This window comes from Mesorhizobium sp. CAU 1732 (assembly GCF_039888675.1).
Taxonomy (GTDB): Bacteria; Pseudomonadota; Alphaproteobacteria; order Rhizobiales; family Rhizobiaceae; genus Aerobium.
The window spans coordinates 1,627,626-1,646,950 of record NZ_JBDQQR010000001.1 but is presented as its reverse complement, the minus strand read 5'-3'; the positions used below and the strand labels follow the sequence as shown (position 1 = coordinate 1,646,950).

Genomic DNA, 19,325 nt, shown 5'->3' with positions numbered 1-19,325 from the left:
TGTCATTTCCTTATCGATTGTCGAGCTGGGCGTGCACTGACGAGCGGCCCTTCCAACGAGATGCGGTAGGGTCCCGATGCCTTCGATTCCACGAGCCGCTTGCGCCGCAGCTTGGAGAAGACGCCGAGCGTGCAATCGGACAGAAGGTGGCCATTACGGGTGAAGCAGGAAACCGAAAGAATGCTGCCGCTATTGGATCGCTCGTGGCGGATGAAACCGCCCTGCCCCAGCACGTGCAGGACGCGCTGTTCGTTACGTGAGATGTTCATGGGAATGCCTGTGAAAATAAACGCGCACGCATTCGCCCTCGGCGCACTACGCCAAGATGAATGCCGTTCGCCGCCTCACTCGATCGAGGCAGTTAGCGGTTGTTCACAAGCTCCAACATGGACAATCCCTCATTTGGTTGGATGGGATGGAATCGATTTATCGCGAGCGGCAGGCTTCCGTCAATGCGACAGCGGCTACGTCTGCTTTCAGGCATGCAATTTCGAGGATTGAACGGCTGAGAAGGAGTCGAAAGCGGACTGTGGGAGATGAGTTGCTTGGCGGCGAAACTTCGGGCTGGATGGTCGGAGGGGCCATCGCCGCGGGGTCTGTGCGCCTCTTTTCAAGGCACTGATCGCACGACGCGCTGAAAGAGCGCCGCGGAACTGAACCTGTTGAACGCTCCAAGTGGGCGGCGACGGGGTCAACCATCTCTCATAGGTAATTTTTCCTATTTTTATCCCCACCGCTTGAAATGGCCGTACGCTTCTCCCGGATGAAAACGGGAAAGGCTGAAGGTAAAACTCAACAACAGGAATGTTGAGCACATTGCTGCATAGGAAGATCAGCGCCAGGATGAGTTCAGGTGATATCAATTTCGGCGGAGCCGTCCGTCGAAACTGGATGGAAAAGCTGGAATTCGGTACCCAATATAACATGGGTCTGGAGATCATCGAGGATACGTTGAAGGATTTCGGCTATGATCCCGCACGATTCTGAACTCGGCATCGATACGCTGCGAGATCGCTTTCTGAAGTATTTGGAGATTCATCAGCTTGCGATTCGGGATGTCGACATACCGAAGGCGAATCGGAATCTCCTCAAAGTAATACGGTATGGAGATGCGCTGGCGCGCACTCCCATGGGCAAGGATGTGCTGGAGGATCTTATAGGGAACCCACTCCCATTTGTTCGACTTCGCGCGGCGCAATATGTACGTAAGTGGACACCCGAGCGCGCCATCCCCGTACTGGGGAAATTGCTGATCGAGGAATTCCCGCCAGACATGTCACCCGACGAAAGGGTCGAGTTGCGCATCAGCGCCAAATACGCGCTCTACGGCTTCTTCGGCGTGAAGAGTTGGGATCCCAATGACCTGATCGAACCCTTGCGCAGCTATGGTATTGAACTGCCGTATCGCGACCATTCCCAATGGCAATGAAGGGCGCTTTCTGCGCCCATAGGGCTGACTTCCCTTCTCCCCGTTCACGGGGAGACGGTGCCCGAAGGGCGGATGAGGGGCAGCGCGAACGGTGGACGTCTTTGCGGAAGGATAAGGGCAACCGGCACAGGATTAGCCACCGCCGGACAACTTCGTGCCGCCCCTCATCCGGCACTTCGTGCCACCTTCTCCCCGCAAGCGGGGAGAAGGAAGAGCGCGCCCGCTCGGCCACTTCACGCTTTAGCCGTCGCAAGCCGTCTGCGGATCGAACGCCTCGGTGCTGGTGATGAAGCGCAGTTCCACAGTCGTCTTCGCCCCGTCCCTGTCCGCTCGAAGCATGCCGTTCGCCTCGCCTGCTTCCGCCGGTGTTTCGATCAGCCGTTCATTCACGCGGCCGGGCACGAGGTCGATCGGCTCCACGTAATTCGGCGCCTCGAAGGTGTAGATGGCGTCCACCGAAGTGAAGAGCAGGCGCACGGCCGCGCCGGCGGGGAGCACGATCGCATCGCCCGGGCCACACTCGACTGAAACATCCTCCGCGGGATATTCGCGGTCGAGGCGGTACTCGACCGAAAGCGCGCCGTCGTCGGCTCTGACGAATACCGAGAGCGCGCCGATCGGCGGCATGCCTGATGGCGCGGTCAGGAGTTCGGCTGCTGCAAGGCAGTCAGCCTTGGCCGAAGCGAACAGTTCGGCGCAGAATTCCTGCGGTGTCATCACCTCCTCGGCCAGCGCCGGGCCGATGAGCGTCGTAAGGGCCAGCCCAAGAGCGGGCCTCAATGCGGTGGTCATTCGCCGTACACCTTTCCGGAGCCTGACTTGCGATGCAGGCCCGCTCACCCGCCATTCGCCAGGTTCAGCACCAGTTGGTGCACGTTGCCGCCTTCGCTCAACTCGGCGCGGTCGAAGTCGCGGCTTCTGGCGCGCTGGGCTTGTGAGAGCGGGCCAAGGCGCGACTGCAGTTCGGCGCGGACCTTCTGGCAGCCGGGGTCGTTGGGGGCCGAGAGGCCGATCGAGGTGGCCTCGATCGCCTTGACCAGGTCGACGATCATCTCGCCATGCACCTTTTCGTGCGCGGTGACGCCGTCGATGAAGGTTTTCCAGTTGGTGCGCACCGGCTCGGGCAGGTCGCCGCGCGGTTTCGGCAGCCGGTAGGTGATGGTGAGGCTCGGCCGCGCCGTGGCGAGCACGCAGGAGCCGTCCGGCTGCGGGCGATAATCGCGCGACCACAGGAGCTTGAAATCGGTGAAGGCGATCGCGCGGCCGATGCCCGCCTTCGGGCCGTTCTCGCCGATCGATTGATAGAGCTCAATGCCGGATTTGCCGGAGATCGCGTAGTGCTCGACCTGCTCGGCAGCCTGCCATTGGGCGCTTGCGGTGGTGGTCAGCGCGGCGAGCGATGCCGCTGCAAGGCCCAGTCGAAAAGTCCGTGTCACGCGCGCCTCGTCGTCGGTTTCGGGTTTTCGCGACCTTAAAGACAGTTCTTCGCGCGGCAAAGGGGTGGAAATCGCCGCATTGCCTTGTATGGATGGTTATCGAGGAGGCCACATCATGTTTTCAAAAATCCTGATCGCCAATCGCGGCGAGATCGCGTGCCGCGTGATCCGCACCGCGCGCAAGATGGGCATTGCGACCGTCGCGGTCTACTCCGACGCGGATGCACGCGCGCTCCACGTGGAGATGGCCGACGAGGCGGTGCATATCGGGCCTTCGCCCGTCGGTGAGAGCTACCTCGTCGCCGAGCGGATCATCGCGGCGGCGAAGGCGACAGGCGCGGAGGCGATCCATCCGGGCTACGGGTTCCTTTCGGAAAACCCCGATTTCGTCGATGCGGTCGAGGCGGCCGGGCTCGTCTTCATCGGACCGTCGGCCTCGGCCATCCGCGCGATGGGCCTGAAGGACGCCGCCAAGCGGCTGATGGAGAAAGCCGGCGTGCCGGTCGTTCCGGGCTATCACGGCGAGGGCCAGGAGATCGTCATCCTCGCCTCCAAGGCGCGCGAGATCGGCTATCCCGTGCTCATCAAGGCGCGCGCCGGCGGCGGCGGCAAGGGCATGCGCAAGGTCGACGATCCCGACGCGTTTCCCGAGGCGCTGGCATCCGCCAAGCGCGAGGCCAAGGCCTCGTTCGGCGACGACCGGGTTCTGGTCGAGAAATATGTCGACAAGCCGCGCCATATCGAGGTGCAGGTCTTCGGCGACAAGCACGGCAACGTCGTGCACCTGTTCGAGCGCGACTGCTCGGCCCAGCGCCGCCACCAGAAGGTCATCGAGGAGGCGCCCGCCCCCGGCATGACCGACGCGATGCGCGCGGCGATGACCGATGCGGCGGTGAAGGCCGCGCAGGCGATTTCCTATTCGGGCGCCGGCACGATCGAGTTCATCGTCGATGCCTCGGATGGCCTCAAGCCCGACCGGTTCTGGTTCATGGAAATGAACACGCGGCTGCAGGTCGAGCATCCGGTGACCGAGATGGTGACGGGCGTCGATCTGGTCGAATGGCAGTTGCGCGTCGCGGCGGGCGAGCCCCTGCCCAAGACGCAGGACCAGATCTCGCTCGACGGACACGCCTTCGAGGCGCGGCTCTATGCCGAGGATGCGGCCAAGGGTTTCCTGCCGGCGATCGGCACGCTGCATCACCTGCGCTTTCCCGAAGGTCCGGGCATCCGCGTCGAAACCGGCGTTCGCGCCGGCGATGCGATCTCGCCCTTCTACGATCCGATGATCGCCAAGCTCGTCACCCATGGCGCAAACCGCAAGGCGGCGCTCGATCTCTTAAGCGAGGCGCTGGCGGACACGCAGATTGCGGGGTCCGTGGTCAACACCGCCTTCCTGGCGGCGCTGGCGGCCGATGCGGATTTCGCGGCAGGCGACGTCGATACGGGGCTGATCGCGCGCAAGCAGGATGCGCTCACGGCGCTTGCCGAACCGCAGTCCGCGCATCTGGCGGCGGCCGCGATCGCCGCAGCCGACATCGCGGCCGACCGCAACGCGGCCGATCCCTGGTCGTCGCTGGCGGGCTACGCGCATTTCCACGCCACGCCCAAGCGCATCCGCCTGGGCGTCGGGGACGAGACTGTCACGTTCCGGCTGAGCGTCGCTGCCAACGGCAATGTCGACTTGCGCTTCGGGGATGGTGTCGAGGGCACGCGGATCGCGCCGTCGCGCCTGCCGACCGCGCGCTGGCCCGGCCATGTCACGGTGTTTTCCGGCACGGCGAGCCACACCTTCACGGTCGCGGACCCGTTCGCGCTGGCCGAGGCCGCATCCGGCGGCAGCGACGCCTTGCGGGCGCCTATGCCGGGGTTGGTGAAGGTCGTGCGCGCCGCTGTCGGCGAGACGGTCGAGAAGGGCCAGCCGCTGCTGGTGCTCGAAGCCATGAAGATGGAGCATACGATCGCCGCGCCGCATGACGGGGTCATCGCCGAGATCGCGTCGGAAGGCGCGCAGGTGACCGACGGCACGGTGCTGGTGCGCTTTGAGGAGATCGAAGAGGCAAAGCCCGCAAGCCTGCTCGGCTAGAGCGTTTCAAGTTATACCGGAACACCCCCTCCACCACGTCGTGGTCCCCCTCCCCCACAGGTGGGGGAGGATCGAGGTTGCGGACGGCCGCTACGCTGGTTCCTCCCCTGCGAAGCGGGGGTCCGAAGGATGGGCGGGACAAGCGGCTCGCCCCCAGGACCGCCGAAGGCGGTTGGGGGTTCGGTCAAAAGCGATTCCACCTCATCCGGAACCGCTTTGGTGTTCGAAATAGCGAAGGCCGCGCCGGCTTATGCTCCGGTCGCGGCCTTGATGCCCTGGCTATCGCCCTTGCGCCCCCCGCGCCAAAAGCCTTGCCGTCCCTGTTTGCGGCGAACCGTCATCGCGGCTCGCTCGTTCTTGCAGTCCCCCCGGTGGTTTTCCCCGGCTATCGCCCTTGCGCCCCCGCGCCAAAAGCCTCGCCGTCCCTGTTTGCGGCGGGCCGTCATCGCGGCTCGCTCGTTCTTGCAGTCCCCCCGGTGGTTTTCCCCGGTATCGCCCTTGCGCCCCCGCGCCAAAAGCCTTGCCGTCCCTGTTTGCGGCGAACCGTCATTGCGGCCCGCTCGTTCTTGCAGTCCCCCCGGTGGTTTTCCCGGTATTCAGTCTGGAGCGGTTTCTTAGTGAACCGTCATCCATTCGCGGGCTTCGCGCAGCGCCTTGGCGATGTCCGTCTTGCTCATCGTGGCCGAGAGTTCGGAGCGCAGTTCGGCAGCGCGCTCGGAGCCCTTGATGGCGGCGATGTTGAACCATTTGTGCGCCGCGACCAGGTCGGTGTCGCAATCGCGGCCGGTGGCGTACATCAGTCCGAGTTCGAACAGGATTTCCGCCTGGGCGGTGGAGCCGATGCCGGCTTCAAGCATGTCAAAACGAGCCATTTGTCTGTCCCCTGCTTCTGTCCCGAGAGCCGGTTTTCCGGTGCGTCTCGCTGTGTGATCCGATGCTTCACAGGATGCCGGGGAGGCTTGAATCCGTCGTTAAATGGCGTGCTTAATTTGCGGAAAACAAAACTAAAACAAGAGGTAAAGCTCGGATTTCGTTAAGGATAGGAGTCCGCGCATTGCTCGGCTTTTGACGAAAATTCGTCGAAAATTCTGCCGGCCCGGGGAAAGCCTTTGATAACCACGAGTCCAGCGACGAATTTTGACGAGCGCGGATTTCACGCTGAAAATCGCGATCTGCGGCAACCGCGAAAGCCGTTTCGAGGATGTCGCAAGGTCTCTTCCAAGCCACCGAAAGTTGGATTACGCTTACGTTTGCGTAAGGCGATAGTCCGGCACTGCGCAATCGGGAGACGCCGGACGGGAGGAACCACATGCTTCGTATAGTTACGCTCGCTGCGGCGAGCTTCATGCTGGCCGGGATAGCTCAGGCCGACCCGATCGAAGGCAATTGGAGGACGGATAGCGGGGCGACGGCCCAGATCGCCGGATCCGGCGGCGGTTTCACCATCACGCTGCGCAGCGGCGAACATAATGGCAAGCGCATCGGCCAGATGAGCCCCAATGGCGACGGCAAATACAAGGGCACCATCACGGACCCCGCCGACGACAAGACCTATTCGGGCAACGCGACGCTCAAGGGCAACGCGCTGGCGATGCAGGGATGCGTGGCGGTGGTGTTCTGCCGCACGCAGAACTGGAAGCGCCAGTAGCTCCGAGACTGCGAGAGGCCGGGGCCATGCCGCCGGCCTTTTATCGTTTCTAAGTCAGGCTTCTACCGAAACACCCCCTCCACCACTTCGTGGTCCCCCTCCCCCGCTTCGCAGGGGAGGATCCGAGGCCGCGGACAATCGCTACCTGGATCCTCCCCCATTTTCATGGGGGAGGGGAACCACGAAGTGATGGAGGGGGTGTTTCGCAAGCAGCGATTCCACCTCATGCGGAACCGCTTTGGGCAACCATGCGCCCGACCTGGCCAAACACCGCAAGAAGCCCCACCACCAGCCCGACATAGTGCAGCCTGGTCTTTGCGAACCCGGCCACTGCGCCCGCGCCACTAAAAAACCTGGCCGGATAGTAGACGAGCGCGGTGGCGAGATAGGAGAACAGGATCGGGCCGATCAGGAGCCCCACTCCGCGGCCCCAGTTTCCGTCTGACGCCGCAGCGGCGGCCGCCGGGGACAGAAGGATCAGCGAGAGAACGATCAGAACCGAAAGCGTGATCGCCTGATGCATGCGCAACTTCCCCCGAAACACAGTCGACCTGCCAGTCTCCAGCAGGGTTCGCTCACAGTGACTTGATTTATCGGCGTTTACCACCCTGAACCGCAGATGAACGGCCCTCTCAGGGTCGGTTCAGGGCAATTGCGGCAATCTCCTGTCAAGACTGAGGGAGACGAAACACATGCTGGCCCGCCGCTTCACGATCGTATGCCTGCTGGTGACCATCTTCGGAATGGGCCTCGCCGTTCTCGTGGCCGAGAAGAGCCGCCCGTCCTACGCCTACAACAGCCACCATTCGGCATGCGACGCAGGCAAGCTCTTTTCATGCGCCCTTGGCGCGCAGCGCTAGCAACACACGAACTGGACCCGAAATGACGCACCGCCCGACACATAGCCGCTTCGGCCTCATCCGCGCCCTGCCCCGCGTTGCGCTTCTCACCGCGGCCCTGTTCGCTCCGCTCATCGCCATGCAGGCCGTGGAGGCGTCTTCGGACACGATCATCGTGCAGAGCATGGAGCGCGTCAGCGGTGCGGGCATCGTTCTGATCGCCGGGCTTCGCCGCGCCTGAGCCGCGACCACCACCTGCGATCGTGAAACTGATTCAAGCCGAAATCGGGGATGCTCCCCCTCGAAACGTCATGACCAAGTCTCTATAGTGGGTCATGGAAAAGCGAATCTACCCATCCCCCATCGAATCTGTCTCGACGCCGGAGCCATACGCCCGCCAGAGCTTCACTGACGCGCAGGAAGCCGTCGACGCCCTGAAGTCGCTCTATGAGCGCAACACCGCGTTTCTTCGCGACCGCTTCAACGATCTCGGCAAAGGCAACGACCAGCAGCGCCGCTACCGCGCGTTCTACCCCGAGGTCGGGGTCTCCACGTCGTCCTACACGCAGATCGACTCGCGCCTGGCCTACGGGCATATGCCGGCTCCCGGCCACTATGCGACGACGATCACCCGCCCCGACCTGTTCGAGAGCTATCTGCTCGACCAGTTGAAGCTCCTGATGCGCAATCACGGCGTGCCCGTGACGGTGGGAGAGTCGGAAACGCCGATTCCCGTGCACTTCGCGTTTCTCGAAGGCACGCATGTGGACGCATCGGTTGCGGACCGCATCCAGCGGCCGCTGCGCGATCTCTTCGACGTGCCGGACCTGAACGGCACCGACGACCACATCGCCAACGGCACGTTCGAGCCGTTTCCCGGCGATCCGATGCCGCTGGCGCCGTTCACCGCGCAGCGCATCGACTATTCGCTGCACCGGCTTGCCCATTACACGGCGACCAGCCCGAGCCATTTCCAGAACTTCGTCCTGTTCACGAACTACCAGTTCTACATCGACGAGTTCTGCGTCTTCGCACGCGATCTGATGGCCAATGGCGGCGGCGGCTATGAGAGCTTCATCGAGCCGGGCAACGTCACGACCAACGCCGGCGAAACCATGCCGCATGACGGCGCGACGCTGACGCGCATGCCGCAGATGCCGGCCTATCACCTCACCAAGCCCGGCCACTCCGGCATCACGATGGTGAATATCGGCGTCGGTCCCTCCAACGCCAAGACGATCACCGATCACATCGCGGTTCTTCGCCCGCACGCCTGGCTGATGCTGGGCCACTGCGCCGGCCTGCGCAACACGCAGGCGCTGGGCGACTACGTGCTGGCGCATGCCTATGTGCGCGAGGACCACGTGCTGGACGACGATTTGCCGGTGTGGGTGCCGATCCCGGCGCTTGCGGAAATCCAGGTCGCGCTGCAGGAGGCGGTGGCCGAGGTCACCGGGCTCTCGGGCTACGATCTGAAGCGGATCATGCGCACGGGAACCGTCGCCACGATCGACAACCGCAACTGGGAACTGCGCGAGCAGCGCGGCCCGGTCCAGCGTCTGTCGCAATCGCGCGCCATCGCGCTCGACATGGAATCCGCCACGATCGCCGCCAACGGCTTCCGCTTCCGCGTTCCCTACGGCACGCTTCTGTGCGTCTCGGACAAGCCCCTGCATGGCGAGTTGAAGCTGCCCGGCATGGCGACCGAGTTCTACAAGCGGCAGGTGGCCCAGCATCTGACCATCGGTATCCGCGCGGTCGAGAAGCTTGCCGAGATGCCGCCGGAGCGTCTGCACTCGCGCAAGCTGCGCAGCTTCTCCGAGACCGCGTTCCAGTAGGCGCGGTCGGTAACCATACGGCGCATTCAGTCTTGATCGCGCCGCATTCCTCGACCACCTGACGATTATGAACTACCTACGGGGCTCCATACTTCTGAGGCTGGCCGCGCTCGGAACGCTTCTGGCGATTTCGGGCGCGCTGACATTCGGCTATCTGGGCTGGCTGCACCCTGCCTTCGATTCCTTTTCGCACTTCCGGATTCATCTCGCGGCCGGGCTCTTCGTGGCCGGCATCCCGCTTCTGCTGCTCTTCCGGTACTGGCCGGAAGCGATCTTTGCCGCACTCTTCTCGGTCACGACGATCGTGCAGACCGTCGGCCTCCCGCTTCCCTCGCAAGTCTCGACCGTCAACGCATCGTCAACGCCTCATGCCGGCGCGGTCTATCGCTTGCTGCACATGAATTTGCGCTATGACAACCCGACGCCGGAGGCCGTGTTTTCCCTGATCGGGCGGGAAAAGCCCGACATCATCACGATGAACGAGGTTTCGGCCTATTGGGTCGAGAAACTGGCGATCCTCAAGGGAGCCTATCCCTACCAGCTCATCTGTCCGCCGCCGGCCTATATCGGCGGGACCGCCATCGTTTCGCGGCGGCCCTTTGCCGAGGGCTTCGCGCCCGAATGCGGCGACCGCGGGTCGTTCGGCCATGTCAGCCTCGACATGAACGGCCGCAAGCTGGACGTCGCCTCGCTGCATCTGGGCTGGCCGTGGCCGTTCGAGCAGCCGTGGCAATTGCCGCATATCGAGCCGCTTCTGGGTGCGATCGACGGCACTGCGATCATCGCTGGCGACCTGAACGCGGTGCCGTGGAGCCAGACCGCCAAGCGCGTCTCGGCCGCCGGCGGCACCGAGCTCCTGCGCGGGATCGGGCCGACCTATCTCGACCGCCGGTTCCCGGCCTGGATGCGGCCGCTGATCGGCCTGCCGATCGACAACATGATGGCGAAGGGCGGCATCGTGCCGGTCGGATTGACCCGCATGGAGGCGGTGGGATCGGACCATCTGCCGATCCTGTTCGAGTTCATGCTGATGCCGCAGGAAGAGCCCGCAAGCGTGCTGCACGCGGATGCGGGGTCTACAGCGTCGAAATCGCCCATTTAATCGAAGTAGGCGCTGCCCCTCATCCGCCCTTCGGGCACTGGGGCGAGCCACGCGTCTCGCCCGTCCTTCGGACCCCCGTGAACGGGGAGAAGGAACTCTCAGCCGTCACATGTTCGGATAGACAGGCCCCTCGCCGCCCTGCGGCGGGACCCAGTTGATGTTCTGGTTCGGGTCCTTGATGTCGCACGTCTTGCAGTGGACGCAGTTCTGCGCGTTGATCACGAAGCGCGCTTCCGGGTTGTGACGGTCGCCGCCGCCCTTGTCGTCCGAGCCGGGGCCGCCGGCGAGCGAATTGCCGTCGGCATCGACCCATTCGTAGACGCCTGCCGGGCAGTAGCGCGTCGACGGGCCGGCATAGACCGCGTATTCCGATGCCTTCTGCAAACCCATGTCCTTGACCTGAAGATGGACCGGCTGGTCCTCCTCATGGTTGGTGTTGGACAGGAAGACGGACGACAGCCGATCGAAGGTCAAGACGCCATCGGGCCTGTCATAGTCGATCTTCTTGTGCTTCGAGGCCGGCTCCAGCGACGCGGCGTCGGTCTTGCCGTGCTTCATCGTGCCGAAGGGGGAGACGCCGAAGAGCGTGTTGAGCCACATGTCGAGGCCGCCGAGGCCGACGCCGATCCACAGGCCGAACCTGGACCACAACGGCTTGACGTTGCGGACCTTCTTCAAATCCTTGCCGATGTCACTGTCGCGCCATGCGGCTTCATAGCCGGCGAGCTCGTCGTGGGTGCGGCCGGCGGCGATGGCTTCCGCCACATGCTCGGCCGCCATCATGCCCGACAGAACCGCGTTGTGAGAGCCCTTGATGCGCGGCAGGTTCACGAAACCGGCGGAGCAGCCGATCAGCGCGCCGCCGGGGAAGGACAGCTTCGGAACCGACTGGAACCCGCCTTCCGTGATGGCGCGCGCACCGTAGGAAATCCGCTTGGCGCCCTCGAACGTGTCGCGGATCGCCGGATGCGTCTTGAAACGCTGGAACTCCTCGAAGGGCGAGAGATAGGGATTCTTGTAATTGAGGTGAACCACGAAGCCGACGGCAACCTGATTGTCCTCAAGGTGATAGAGGAACGAGCCGCCGCCGGTCGCGCCGCCGAGCGGCCAGCCGAACGAGTGCTGCACGAGGCCGGGCTTATGCTTTTCGGGCGCGACCTGCCAGAGTTCCTTGAGGCCGATGCCGAATTTCTGCGGTTCACGATCCTCGCCGAGCGAGAATTTCTCGATCAACTGCTTGGCAAGCGAACCGCGCACGCCCTCGCCGATCAGCACATACTTGCCGAGAAGCGCCATGCCCGGCGCATAAGCGGGTCCGTGCGATCCGTCGCGCTCGACGCCCATGTCGCCGGTCGCCACGCCGATCACCGCGCCTGCCTCGTCGTAGAGCACTTCGGCGGCGGCGAAGCCGGGATAAATCTCGACGCCCAGCGCCTCGGCATGGCCGGCAAGCCAGCGGCAGACATTGCCGAGCGAGACGATGTAGTTGCCGTGATTGTTCATCAGCGGCGGCATCAGGAAATTCGGAAGCCGAACCGAACCCGCAGGCCCAAGCAGCAGGAAATGATCGTCGGTGACCGGTGTCTTGAACGGGTGGTCGCTTTCGGAGCGCCATTCCGGCAGCAGCCTGTCGATGCCGATCGGATCGACGACAGCGCCGGAGAGAATGTGTGCGCCGACTTCCGCGCCTTTTTCGAGCACGACGACGGAAAGCTCGGGGTTGACCTGCTTGAGCCGGATCGCGGCGGACAGGCCAGCCGGCCCCGCGCCAACGATCACCACGTCAAACTCCATGCTTTCGCGTTCGATCTCGCTCATCGATGACTCCTCTGCGTCCCGCCCGTCGGCACAAGAACTACCCTTTGCCTGCGCTCATAGCGCATCAAGAACGCCAGCGAAACCAAGATGGATGCGGCGTTTCGCACAAAGAGCACGCTCGTCACCTACAGTTAGATAACGTTGACGTAAACGTCAAACAACTCGCCCGAAATGTGCGGGTGACCGGGCCTGGCTGTGCACCGAAGGGTGAACGCGAGGCATCTTCTTGTTTCGGCGATTTGCAGATACCCTGTGCGGGACAGGAGACCGCATGCGACGCTCCTTGCCGACCCTCCTTCTGCCAGGCGCGATGCTCGCCATGGCAACGACGGCCCAGCCAGCCGACGATCTCGGTCGGTGGCACGCTGGCCCCTATTCCTATTCGGATGAGCTCGGTGGCTTCGCCATCCTCGCCATCTCCGGCACCGGCACGATCGAAGACCCGGTGGTGCTGACGCAGGAACTGTTTTCGGCAAGCCCCGTCACGCTCGTCATCCATGCGGAAAAGCCGATCCGGCCACACTTCATGAGGGGCGATTTCGCCACCGGCTTCATCCATCTGCGGCTGATCACGATCAATGGCAGCGGTTTGCCCTGGCTGGAATTCGAGTTCGAACTGCAGGAGATACGCGGTGAGCCGAGCACCTTCGGTGACGGGCTGTCCTTCGACCAGCGCAAGACCGACAGTTCGACGACGCGATCCGACCGCTACGCGGAATTCAGCCGGGATTACGAGCCCTATGACCGGCTGATCTTTCGCGAAGGCCATACCGATGCGGGCCAGACGGTCAGTTTCGAGTTCCTGATCACGGATTTCACGCCGCGTGCGCAGTACTTCATCGTGCAGGATCCGACGATACCCTCGTCATGAGGCTTGTCGCGGCGAGCCGGGCGCGCGACAATGGCGGCTTCTCATCAATCCAGATCGGAGCCCCTGCCCTTGACCGACGTCCGCGAACTTCTCCGCTTCTATGCGGACGCCGGCGTCGACGAGGCATTGTTGGACGAACCGGTCGATCGCTTCGCCGAATCGCATGCCGCGACAGCGGCCCGAGCGCCGGCTGCCGAGACGAACACAGCCAGCCAGACGGAGCGGTGGCGCAGGACCGAGCCTGCACCGGCTCCCCGTCCCGCCGCGCCCCCGACCCTGTCGGTGCCAGACGAAGCGCAGGCTGCGCGGGCGCGCGACATGGCGCGGGAGGCAGCCTCGCTTGACGAACTGCGCGCGATCGTCGCCGGCTTCGATGGCTGCAACCTGAAATTCACCGCGAAGCAGATGGTCTTTGCCGACGGCAACCCGCAAGCGGACCTCATGCTGATCGGCGAAGCGCCGGGCCGCGACGAGGACCTCGAGGGCCTGCCTTTCGTGGGGAAGTCGGGGCGGCTGCTGGACCGAATCCTGGGCGCGATCGGCATCGACCGCACGAGCGCCTATATCGCCAACGTCATTCCGTGGCGGCCACCCGGCAACCGCACGCCGACGCCGCTGGAAACCGAAATCTGCCGCCCGTTCATCGAGCGCCAGATCGAACTGGCCAATCCCAAGGTTATCATGACGCTGGGCGGTCCTGCCGCGAAGGTGGTCCTGCACGCCAATGAGGGCGTTTTGCGGATGCGCGGCAACTGGAAGGTTCACACCACAGCCGCCGGCCTGACCATTCCGGCCATGCCGACGCTGCACCCGGCCTATCTCCTGCGAAATCCCGCCCACAAGAAACTTGCGTGGCGGGATTTCCTCGACGTCAGGGCGAAGCTGGAAGAGCTTCGCGGGTAAATCAGGCCGCAATACTGCGGCGCTGGAAGCGCATATCGCCGCCAAGCAGCACCTGGCCCTGCGCCTCGACACCGCTGGTGATCGCGCGCGCCACGGAATTGACGCCGCCGATCGCCGCGACGCCCAGCGCGATGCAGGTGATGAAGATCAGGAACCCCGCCAGCCCGCCACGCATCTCGCGCAAGGCAAATCGAAGAGCGAGGCGGAACGTGTGCGAGGTCGTCATCGGGCTACGCTCGCGGTGCGGGATGACACGGTGTCTGTGGCGAAGAACCCCCACAAGGGGGAGGGGGACGCCCACGCGGTCCCACAGTTCCGAGCGCTGCGCAAGGTAAGTTGGTCGCGACGCTGTTGACCTCCCTCCCCCTTGTGGGGAGGGATACAGAGTGGGGGTCCGACCGGGAAAACCAGGGTCCGCAATCACGCTCGCACCGCCTGCAATTGCGGCGCGGTCTCGATCCGGCCAGACCGCATCGCGATCTGGCGGGAGCAGCGCGCCGCGAGGCTGGGATCGTGCGTGACCAGCACCAGCGTCAGGCCGCTACGCCGCGGCTTCCAGCCTTGAGCACGGACGCCTGCAAAACCGCGAACAGGGCGACCGCAAGCGCCTGGGCGACGATGAACGCCGTGCCGAGCATGTTCGGCTGGATCAGGCCCGAGACGAGCAAGCCGAAGCTCGCGACCACCCAAAGCGCGTTGATCAGGACGATCTCGGTGAGCCAGGAGCGCGGAACCGCGGGGCGACGCGCCGCCGCGAACAGCAGGACGGCGACCGGAAGCAGCGCGACGCCCGCCCAGAAGAGCAGTCCCTCCGGCAGTTGCAGAAGCGGTCCGAGAGCGCTCGCACCAAAGATCGTCAGCGCAGCCGCGCCGATACCGGTCATGCCGTCCGCGATGAGCGTGTTGCGCAGGAAGGGGGTGTTTTCGATGGACATGGTCGTCTCCTTTCACCGTGTGGCAGGCTGCCTTCCGTCGTGGCCGGCGTCCTGAATGTCCCGACGATGGCAGGAGAGGCGACGCTGCGCGATTACCTCGAAGGTAATGGCCCGACATCTTTTTCCGATCTAGAACAGAGGCCATGAACACGACCCTGAAAACCAATCCGTTCGGCGACCTCCTCAAGGAATGGCGCCAACGCCGCCGGCTGAGCCAGCTCGACCTCGCGCTCGACGCGGAGATATCGCAACGCCATCTGAGCTTCGTGGAAAGCGGGCGCGCCAAGCCCTCGCGGGAGATGGTGCTAAAGCTCGCCGAGCATATGGCGGTTCCGCTCAGGCAGCAGAACCGCCTCCTGCTCGCTGCAGGCTTCGCGCCGAGCTACGAGGAGCGCGGCCTCGATCATCCGTCGATGAAGCCCGCCATGAGCGCGGTGCAGGCCGTTCTGAACGGGCACGAGCCCTATCCGGCCATCGCCGTCGACCGCCAGTGGAACATGGTCGCGGCGAACGGCTCCATCGGGCCGTTTCTCGCCGATGTCGAGGATGCGAGCCTGCTCGAAGCGCCCGTCAACGTGTTGCGGCTGGCGCTTCATCCCAAGGGGCTCGCGCCGCGCATCGTCAATCTCGGCGAATGGCGCACGCACCTGATCGAACGCTTGAGGATGCAGATCGAGGCGTCGGCCGACCCGGCTCTGCAAGCGCTGGAGCAGGAGCTTTCGGGCTACCCCGGCAAGGGAGCCCAATCAGCCAAGCCCTACGACGCGCCGGCCTCCGTGGCCGTGCCGCTGCAATTGCGGATGGGCGAGCGCATCCTGTCCTTCATCAGCACGATCACGATCTTCGGGACGCCGCTCGACATCACGCTGTCGGAGCTGGCGATCGAATCCTTCTTTCCCGCGGATGCCGAGACGGGCGAGTTCCTGCGAAGCCTTGCCGCGCAGAACGCGCCGCGCTGAAGCGCATCACTGCGGCGGCGCGACCTTTCGAGCCTTGCCACGTTCGAGGCCGAGCGCGCGCTCACGCCAGATGATGAAGATGCCCGCCGCGATGACGATCGTGCCGCCAATGAGCGTATAGAGCGTCGGCAGGTCGCCGAAGGCGAGATAGCCGACCGCGATCGCGAGCAGCATCGAGGTGTATTCGAACGGCGCGACGGTCGATGCCTCGGCGTTGCGATAGCTCTCCGTCATGAGGATCTGGGCGATGCCGCCGCAGAAGCCGGCGCTCACCAAAGCGGTCGCCTGCCAGGCTGTCAGGGGAGCCCAGCCGAACGGCAACGACAGGAGCGCGAGCGCCGAGGCCGTCAGCGAAAACCACAGGACGATCGTCGCCGTCTTCTCCGTCTTCACCAGACGGCGCACGAGTAGCAGCGCGACAGCCGACACGGACGCCGCGATGAGGGCTGCCAGCACGCCCACCGCCTGCCTGCTTTCCATCTCGCTGCCGCCCGCGAACAGCGTCAGGTTCGGCCACGAAATGATGACCACGCCGAACAGGCCGACAATGACCGCCGACCAGCGGTAGAAGCGGATCGCCTCACCCAGAAACACCGCGCTGAACACCACGACGAGCAGCGGCTGCGCATAGTTGAGCGTGATCGCCTCGGGCAGCGGCAGGCGCGTGAGCGCGAAGAAACCGAGGCCCATCGAGGTTACGCCCACCGTGCCGCGCACGATGTGGCTGAGCGGGTTCTTGGTGTGAAGCGCGGTCCGCAATTCGTGGCGCCAGGCGAGCATCGCCAGGATCGGGATGATTGCGAAGAAGGAGCGGAAGAAGACGATCTGGCCGGCCGGCAATTCGCCCGCGGACTTGATGAAGGCCGACATCCCGACGAAAATCGCCACCGATGCCACCTTGAGGCCGATGCCGCGCAACGGGTTGTTGCTGGATTGCGACGGCGATGGCTGCTGTGTGGCCATCAGGAAGCTGCGTGCCGCCGGTACGCGCCGGCGGCAGGGTCTGGGGACATCAGGCGTGTCTCACTTCGAGGATTTTGCCTCCGAAATTGCCGCCCACACCCGCGAGGGCGTTGCCGGCATCTCGATATGTCCGATTCCGTAGGCTCTGTGAAGCGCGTCGGTGACGGCGTTGAGAACGGCCGGCGTGGACCCGATCGTCCCGGCCTCGCCCGCGCCCTTGATGCCGAGCGCGTTGGTCGTCGACGGCACGTTGCGCATCTCGAAGTGGAAGGACGGGACGTCGTCGGCGCGCGGCATGCCGTAATCCATGAAGCTCGCGGTCAGGAGCTGGCCGTCCTCGCTATAGATCGTGTCCTCGGTGAGCGCCTGCCCGATGCCCTGCACGACCCCGCCATGCACCTGGCCAGCGAGAAGGATGGGGTTCACGATCGCGCCGAAATCATCGACGATGGTGTAGTTGACGATTTCGGTGCGGCCGGTTTCGGGATCGATCTCGACCTCGCAGATATGCGTGCCGTTGGGATAGGTGGCTTCGGTCTGAACGAATTCGCCGAACCCCTTGATATCGTCGGCATTCTTCGCCGCCTTCGCGATGGACGCGAAATCGATGCGGCGATCCGTGCCCACGATGCGCGCCTCGCCGCCTTCCAGCTCGATATCGGCTGACGAGGCTTCGAGTTCGTCGGCTGCGATGCGCTTGATCTTTTCGGCCAGATCCTCGCCGGCCCGCGCGGCGGAGACGCCACCCAGCGGGATCGAGCGCGAGCCGCCCGTTCCGCCACCCTTGGCGAGGCGATCCGTGTCGCCCTGGTGGACATTCACCCTGGCGATATCGACGCCCAGCTTCTCGGCAACGAACTGCGCGTAGGCCGTCGCATGGCCCTGCCCGTTCGACTGGGTGCCGATGAGAAGCGTGACGGTGCCGTCGCCGTTGAGCTCGACATGGGCCGGCTCGGAGCCCGCGAAGGCGCAGGCCTCGATATAGGTTGCCATGCCGATGCCGCGTATCCTGCCGGCATCGGTCGATGCGGCCTGTCGCGTGTCGAAACCGTTCCAGTCGGACCGTTCGAGGGCTGCGTCCATATGGCCCTCGAATTCGCCGACATCGTAGGCGCGGCCTGTCGGCGTCGTGTACGGGAACTGCTCGGGCCGGATGAAGTTGCGCCGCCGGATTTCATGCGGCTCCAGCTTCATGTCGCGCGCGCAGCAATCGACGAGCTTCTCGAGCAGGAAGGCCGCCTCGGGCCGCCCTGCCCCGCGATAGGCATCGACCGGACAGGTGTTCGTGTAGACGCCGGTGATCAGCACATCGAGCGCCTCGATGTCGTAGACGCCGGTGGACATGCTGGCGCCCATATAGGGAATGTACGGCCCGAACTGATGGACGTAAGCGCCGAGATTGGCGACGAGGTTGACCCGCAGCCCGAGGAAGCGGCCATCCTTGTCCATCGCCATCTCGGCCTTGACGACGTTGTCGCGCCCCTGCGCATCCGTCATGAAATGCTCGGTCCGGTCGCCGGTCCATTTCACGGGCTTGCCCAGCCGTTTGGCCGCTTCCATCACCAGAGGATACTCGCGGTAGACGAAGGTCTTCGGGCCGAAACCGCCGCCCACATCGGGCGTGATCACCCGCAGCTTCTCGTGCGGAATGTTGAAGACGACGTCGCACAGGACCCTGCGCATGGAGTGAACGCCCTGCGATCCCGTCGTCAGCACGAAACGATCTTCGTCCGCGCGCCATTCGGCAAGTGCTGCCCGCGCTTCCATGTAATTGCAGACGAGGCGGTTGTTGTAGAACTCGATCGACGTGACGTGATCGGCCTTGTCGAAGGCGGCTTTCGTCTTGTCGGGATCGCCGATCTGGTACTGCATCGCCTGGTTCGAGCCGAGCTCGGGCCAGACCAGAGCCGCATCGTCGTCGAGCGCGCGCGCCGTCAGGGCGACCGCGTCTTCGCCGTCGAAATCGATCTCGATGAGTTCCGCCGCGTCCTGCGCCTGCGCGCGGGTGTCCGCCACCACGAAGGCGACCGCATCGCCGACATAGTTCACACGATCGCGGCACAGGATCGGGATGTCGCGTGTCGGCGCGCGCGTTCCGTCCGGCTGCTTCTGCATCGCGCCGGATTTCAGATCGCCCAGATGCGCGAGGTCTGCGCCGGTCAGCACCAGATGGACGCCGTCGGCAGCCTTCGCTGCGTCGGTCGAGCCGATCGTGAACGTCCCCTTCGCTACGGGCGAGCGCAGGACGTATCCGTGCAGCACGCCGTCCTGCCTGATATCGTCGGTGTAGCGGCCGCGTCCGGTGATGAAGGCATCGTCTTCCTTGCGCAGGACGGATGCACCCATTCCGAACTTCGGAGTCATGACGTTCATGGAGATTTCCCGGAAACGGTTTGCTGATGAGGGTCGGTGTGAAGCCGCCGCAGTTTTGTCCAGCGCCCGTATCATGTAAAGACCACGACTCATAATTGGACGGTCGGAAACGACGCGGCAGGACGGGG

General features: G+C 64.2%; 20 protein-coding genes and 2 pseudogenes. 11 read left to right on the top strand and 11 right to left on the bottom strand.

Annotated elements, in window-relative coordinates; translation table 11 throughout:
- Positions 1 to 2: 2 nt before the first annotated feature.
- Positions 3 to 269, bottom strand: coding sequence for a YjhX family toxin (locus AAFN55_RS08075; protein ID WP_347798338.1), 267 nt, complete (start codon positions 267 to 269; stop codon positions 3 to 5).
- A 574-nt stretch (positions 270 to 843) separates the two neighbouring features.
- Between AAFN55_RS08075 and AAFN55_RS08070 the strand changes: the two genes are divergently transcribed.
- On the top strand, positions 844 to 987 hold the full coding sequence (locus AAFN55_RS08070; RefSeq protein WP_347798337.1) for a hypothetical protein: 144 nt from the start codon (positions 844 to 846) through the stop codon (positions 985 to 987).
- Entirely contained in the window at positions 968 to 1,429 is a 462-nt protein-coding gene (locus tag AAFN55_RS08065) for a hypothetical protein (RefSeq protein WP_347798336.1), read from the top strand. The genes AAFN55_RS08070 and AAFN55_RS08065 overlap by 20 nt, the downstream gene beginning before the upstream one ends.
- Before the next feature lie 240 nt (positions 1,430 to 1,669).
- Here AAFN55_RS08065 and AAFN55_RS08060 read toward each other — a convergent pair whose 3' ends face one another.
- Entirely contained in the window at positions 1,670 to 2,221 is a 552-nt protein-coding gene (locus tag AAFN55_RS08060; RefSeq protein WP_347798335.1) for a hypothetical protein, read from the bottom strand.
- Between the two features lie 44 nt (positions 2,222 to 2,265).
- Positions 2,266 to 2,865 (bottom strand): DUF922 domain-containing protein, encoded by a 600-nt coding sequence (locus tag AAFN55_RS08055; RefSeq protein WP_347798334.1) that lies wholly within the window; start codon positions 2,863 to 2,865, stop codon positions 2,266 to 2,268.
- A gap of 115 nt (positions 2,866 to 2,980) precedes the next feature.
- Between AAFN55_RS08055 and AAFN55_RS08050 the strand changes: the two genes are divergently transcribed.
- The gene (locus AAFN55_RS08050) at positions 2,981 to 4,948 is read left to right on the top strand and encodes an acetyl/propionyl/methylcrotonyl-CoA carboxylase subunit alpha (RefSeq protein ID WP_347798333.1); all 1,968 of its coding nucleotides are present in this window, start codon (positions 2,981 to 2,983) and stop codon (positions 4,946 to 4,948) included.
- Between the two features lie 614 nt (positions 4,949 to 5,562).
- Here AAFN55_RS08050 and AAFN55_RS08045 read toward each other — a convergent pair.
- Entirely contained in the window at positions 5,563 to 5,820 is a 258-nt protein-coding gene (locus AAFN55_RS08045; RefSeq protein WP_347798332.1) for a sel1 repeat family protein, read from the bottom strand.
- A 437-nt stretch (positions 5,821 to 6,257) separates the two neighbouring features.
- Between AAFN55_RS08045 and AAFN55_RS08040 the strand changes: the two genes are divergently transcribed.
- Positions 6,258 to 6,596, top strand: a complete 339-nt coding sequence (locus AAFN55_RS08040) for a DUF2147 domain-containing protein (protein ID WP_347798331.1) — start codon at positions 6,258 to 6,260, stop codon at positions 6,594 to 6,596.
- Positions 6,597 to 6,819: 223 nt separating this feature from the next.
- On the opposite strand, the gene AAFN55_RS08035 is transcribed toward AAFN55_RS08040, so the two are convergent.
- Complete coding sequence (locus AAFN55_RS08035; protein ID WP_347798330.1) at positions 6,820 to 7,119, bottom strand: hypothetical protein; 300 nt, start codon at positions 7,117 to 7,119, stop codon at positions 6,820 to 6,822.
- A 169-nt stretch (positions 7,120 to 7,288) separates the two neighbouring features.
- On the opposite strand from AAFN55_RS08035, the gene AAFN55_RS08030 reads away from it, so the two are divergent.
- The 4 genes from AAFN55_RS08030 to AAFN55_RS08015 all read left to right on the top strand — a co-directional run bounded on the left by AAFN55_RS08030 (position 7,289) and on the right by AAFN55_RS08015 (position 10,375).
- Positions 7,289 to 7,456 (top strand): hypothetical protein, encoded by a 168-nt coding sequence (locus AAFN55_RS08030; protein ID WP_347798329.1) that lies wholly within the window; start codon positions 7,289 to 7,291, stop codon positions 7,454 to 7,456.
- 22 nt (positions 7,457 to 7,478) lie between these two features.
- On the top strand, positions 7,479 to 7,676 hold the full coding sequence (locus tag AAFN55_RS08025; RefSeq protein WP_347798328.1) for a hypothetical protein: 198 nt from the start codon (positions 7,479 to 7,481) through the stop codon (positions 7,674 to 7,676).
- 94 nt (positions 7,677 to 7,770) lie between these two features.
- Positions 7,771 to 9,273 (top strand): AMP nucleosidase, encoded by a 1,503-nt coding sequence (locus AAFN55_RS08020; protein WP_347798327.1) that lies wholly within the window; start codon positions 7,771 to 7,773, stop codon positions 9,271 to 9,273.
- A 67-nt stretch (positions 9,274 to 9,340) separates the two neighbouring features.
- Positions 9,341 to 10,375, top strand: a complete 1,035-nt coding sequence (locus tag AAFN55_RS08015) for an endonuclease/exonuclease/phosphatase family protein (RefSeq protein WP_347798326.1) — start codon at positions 9,341 to 9,343, stop codon at positions 10,373 to 10,375.
- 105 nt (positions 10,376 to 10,480) lie between these two features.
- Here the strand turns inward: AAFN55_RS08015 and AAFN55_RS08010 are convergent, their stop codons facing one another.
- Positions 10,481 to 12,193: an electron transfer flavoprotein-ubiquinone oxidoreductase gene (locus AAFN55_RS08010; protein WP_347798325.1), complete on the bottom strand. Its 1,713-nt coding sequence runs from the start codon at positions 12,191 to 12,193 to the stop codon at positions 10,481 to 10,483.
- A 271-nt stretch (positions 12,194 to 12,464) separates the two neighbouring features.
- Here AAFN55_RS08010 and AAFN55_RS08005 point away from each other — a divergent pair, with 271 nt between their 5' ends.
- Both AAFN55_RS08005 and AAFN55_RS08000 read left to right on the top strand, forming a co-directional pair.
- Positions 12,465 to 13,064, top strand: coding sequence for a hypothetical protein (locus tag AAFN55_RS08005; RefSeq protein WP_347798324.1), 600 nt, complete (start codon positions 12,465 to 12,467; stop codon positions 13,062 to 13,064).
- A gap of 30 nt (positions 13,065 to 13,094) precedes the next feature.
- Positions 13,095 to 13,967, top strand: a complete 873-nt coding sequence (locus tag AAFN55_RS08000; RefSeq protein WP_347798323.1) for a uracil-DNA glycosylase — start codon at positions 13,095 to 13,097, stop codon at positions 13,965 to 13,967.
- Between the two features lie 31 nt (positions 13,968 to 13,998).
- On the opposite strand, the pseudogene AAFN55_RS07995 reads toward AAFN55_RS08000, so the two are convergent.
- The 3 genes and pseudogenes from AAFN55_RS07995 to AAFN55_RS07985 form a co-directional block, all read right to left on the bottom strand.
- A pseudogene (locus AAFN55_RS07995) lies at positions 13,999 to 14,193 on the bottom strand (hypothetical protein); the annotation flags it as partial.
- Positions 14,194 to 14,387: 194 nt separating this feature from the next.
- Positions 14,388 to 14,522: pseudogene (locus AAFN55_RS07990) on the bottom strand (ABC transporter); the annotation flags it as partial.
- The gene (locus AAFN55_RS07985; RefSeq protein ID WP_347798322.1) at positions 14,501 to 14,902 is read right to left on the bottom strand and encodes a hypothetical protein; all 402 of its coding nucleotides are present in this window, start codon (positions 14,900 to 14,902) and stop codon (positions 14,501 to 14,503) included. The gene AAFN55_RS07985 and the pseudogene AAFN55_RS07990, both read right to left, overlap by 22 nt.
- Before the next feature lie 143 nt (positions 14,903 to 15,045).
- On the opposite strand from AAFN55_RS07985, the gene AAFN55_RS07980 reads away from it, so the two are divergent.
- Entirely contained in the window at positions 15,046 to 15,861 is an 816-nt protein-coding gene (locus AAFN55_RS07980) for a helix-turn-helix transcriptional regulator (RefSeq protein WP_347798321.1), read from the top strand.
- A gap of 6 nt (positions 15,862 to 15,867) precedes the next feature.
- Here AAFN55_RS07980 and AAFN55_RS07975 read toward each other — a convergent pair whose 3' ends face one another.
- Together AAFN55_RS07975 and AAFN55_RS07970 are read right to left on the bottom strand one after the other, a co-directional pair.
- Positions 15,868 to 16,824, bottom strand: coding sequence for a DMT family transporter (locus tag AAFN55_RS07975; protein WP_347798320.1), 957 nt, complete (start codon positions 16,822 to 16,824; stop codon positions 15,868 to 15,870).
- 60 nt (positions 16,825 to 16,884) lie between these two features.
- Positions 16,885 to 19,197, bottom strand: a complete 2,313-nt coding sequence (locus AAFN55_RS07970; RefSeq protein WP_347798319.1) for a xanthine dehydrogenase family protein molybdopterin-binding subunit — start codon at positions 19,195 to 19,197, stop codon at positions 16,885 to 16,887.
- Positions 19,198 to 19,325 lie beyond the last annotated feature (128 nt).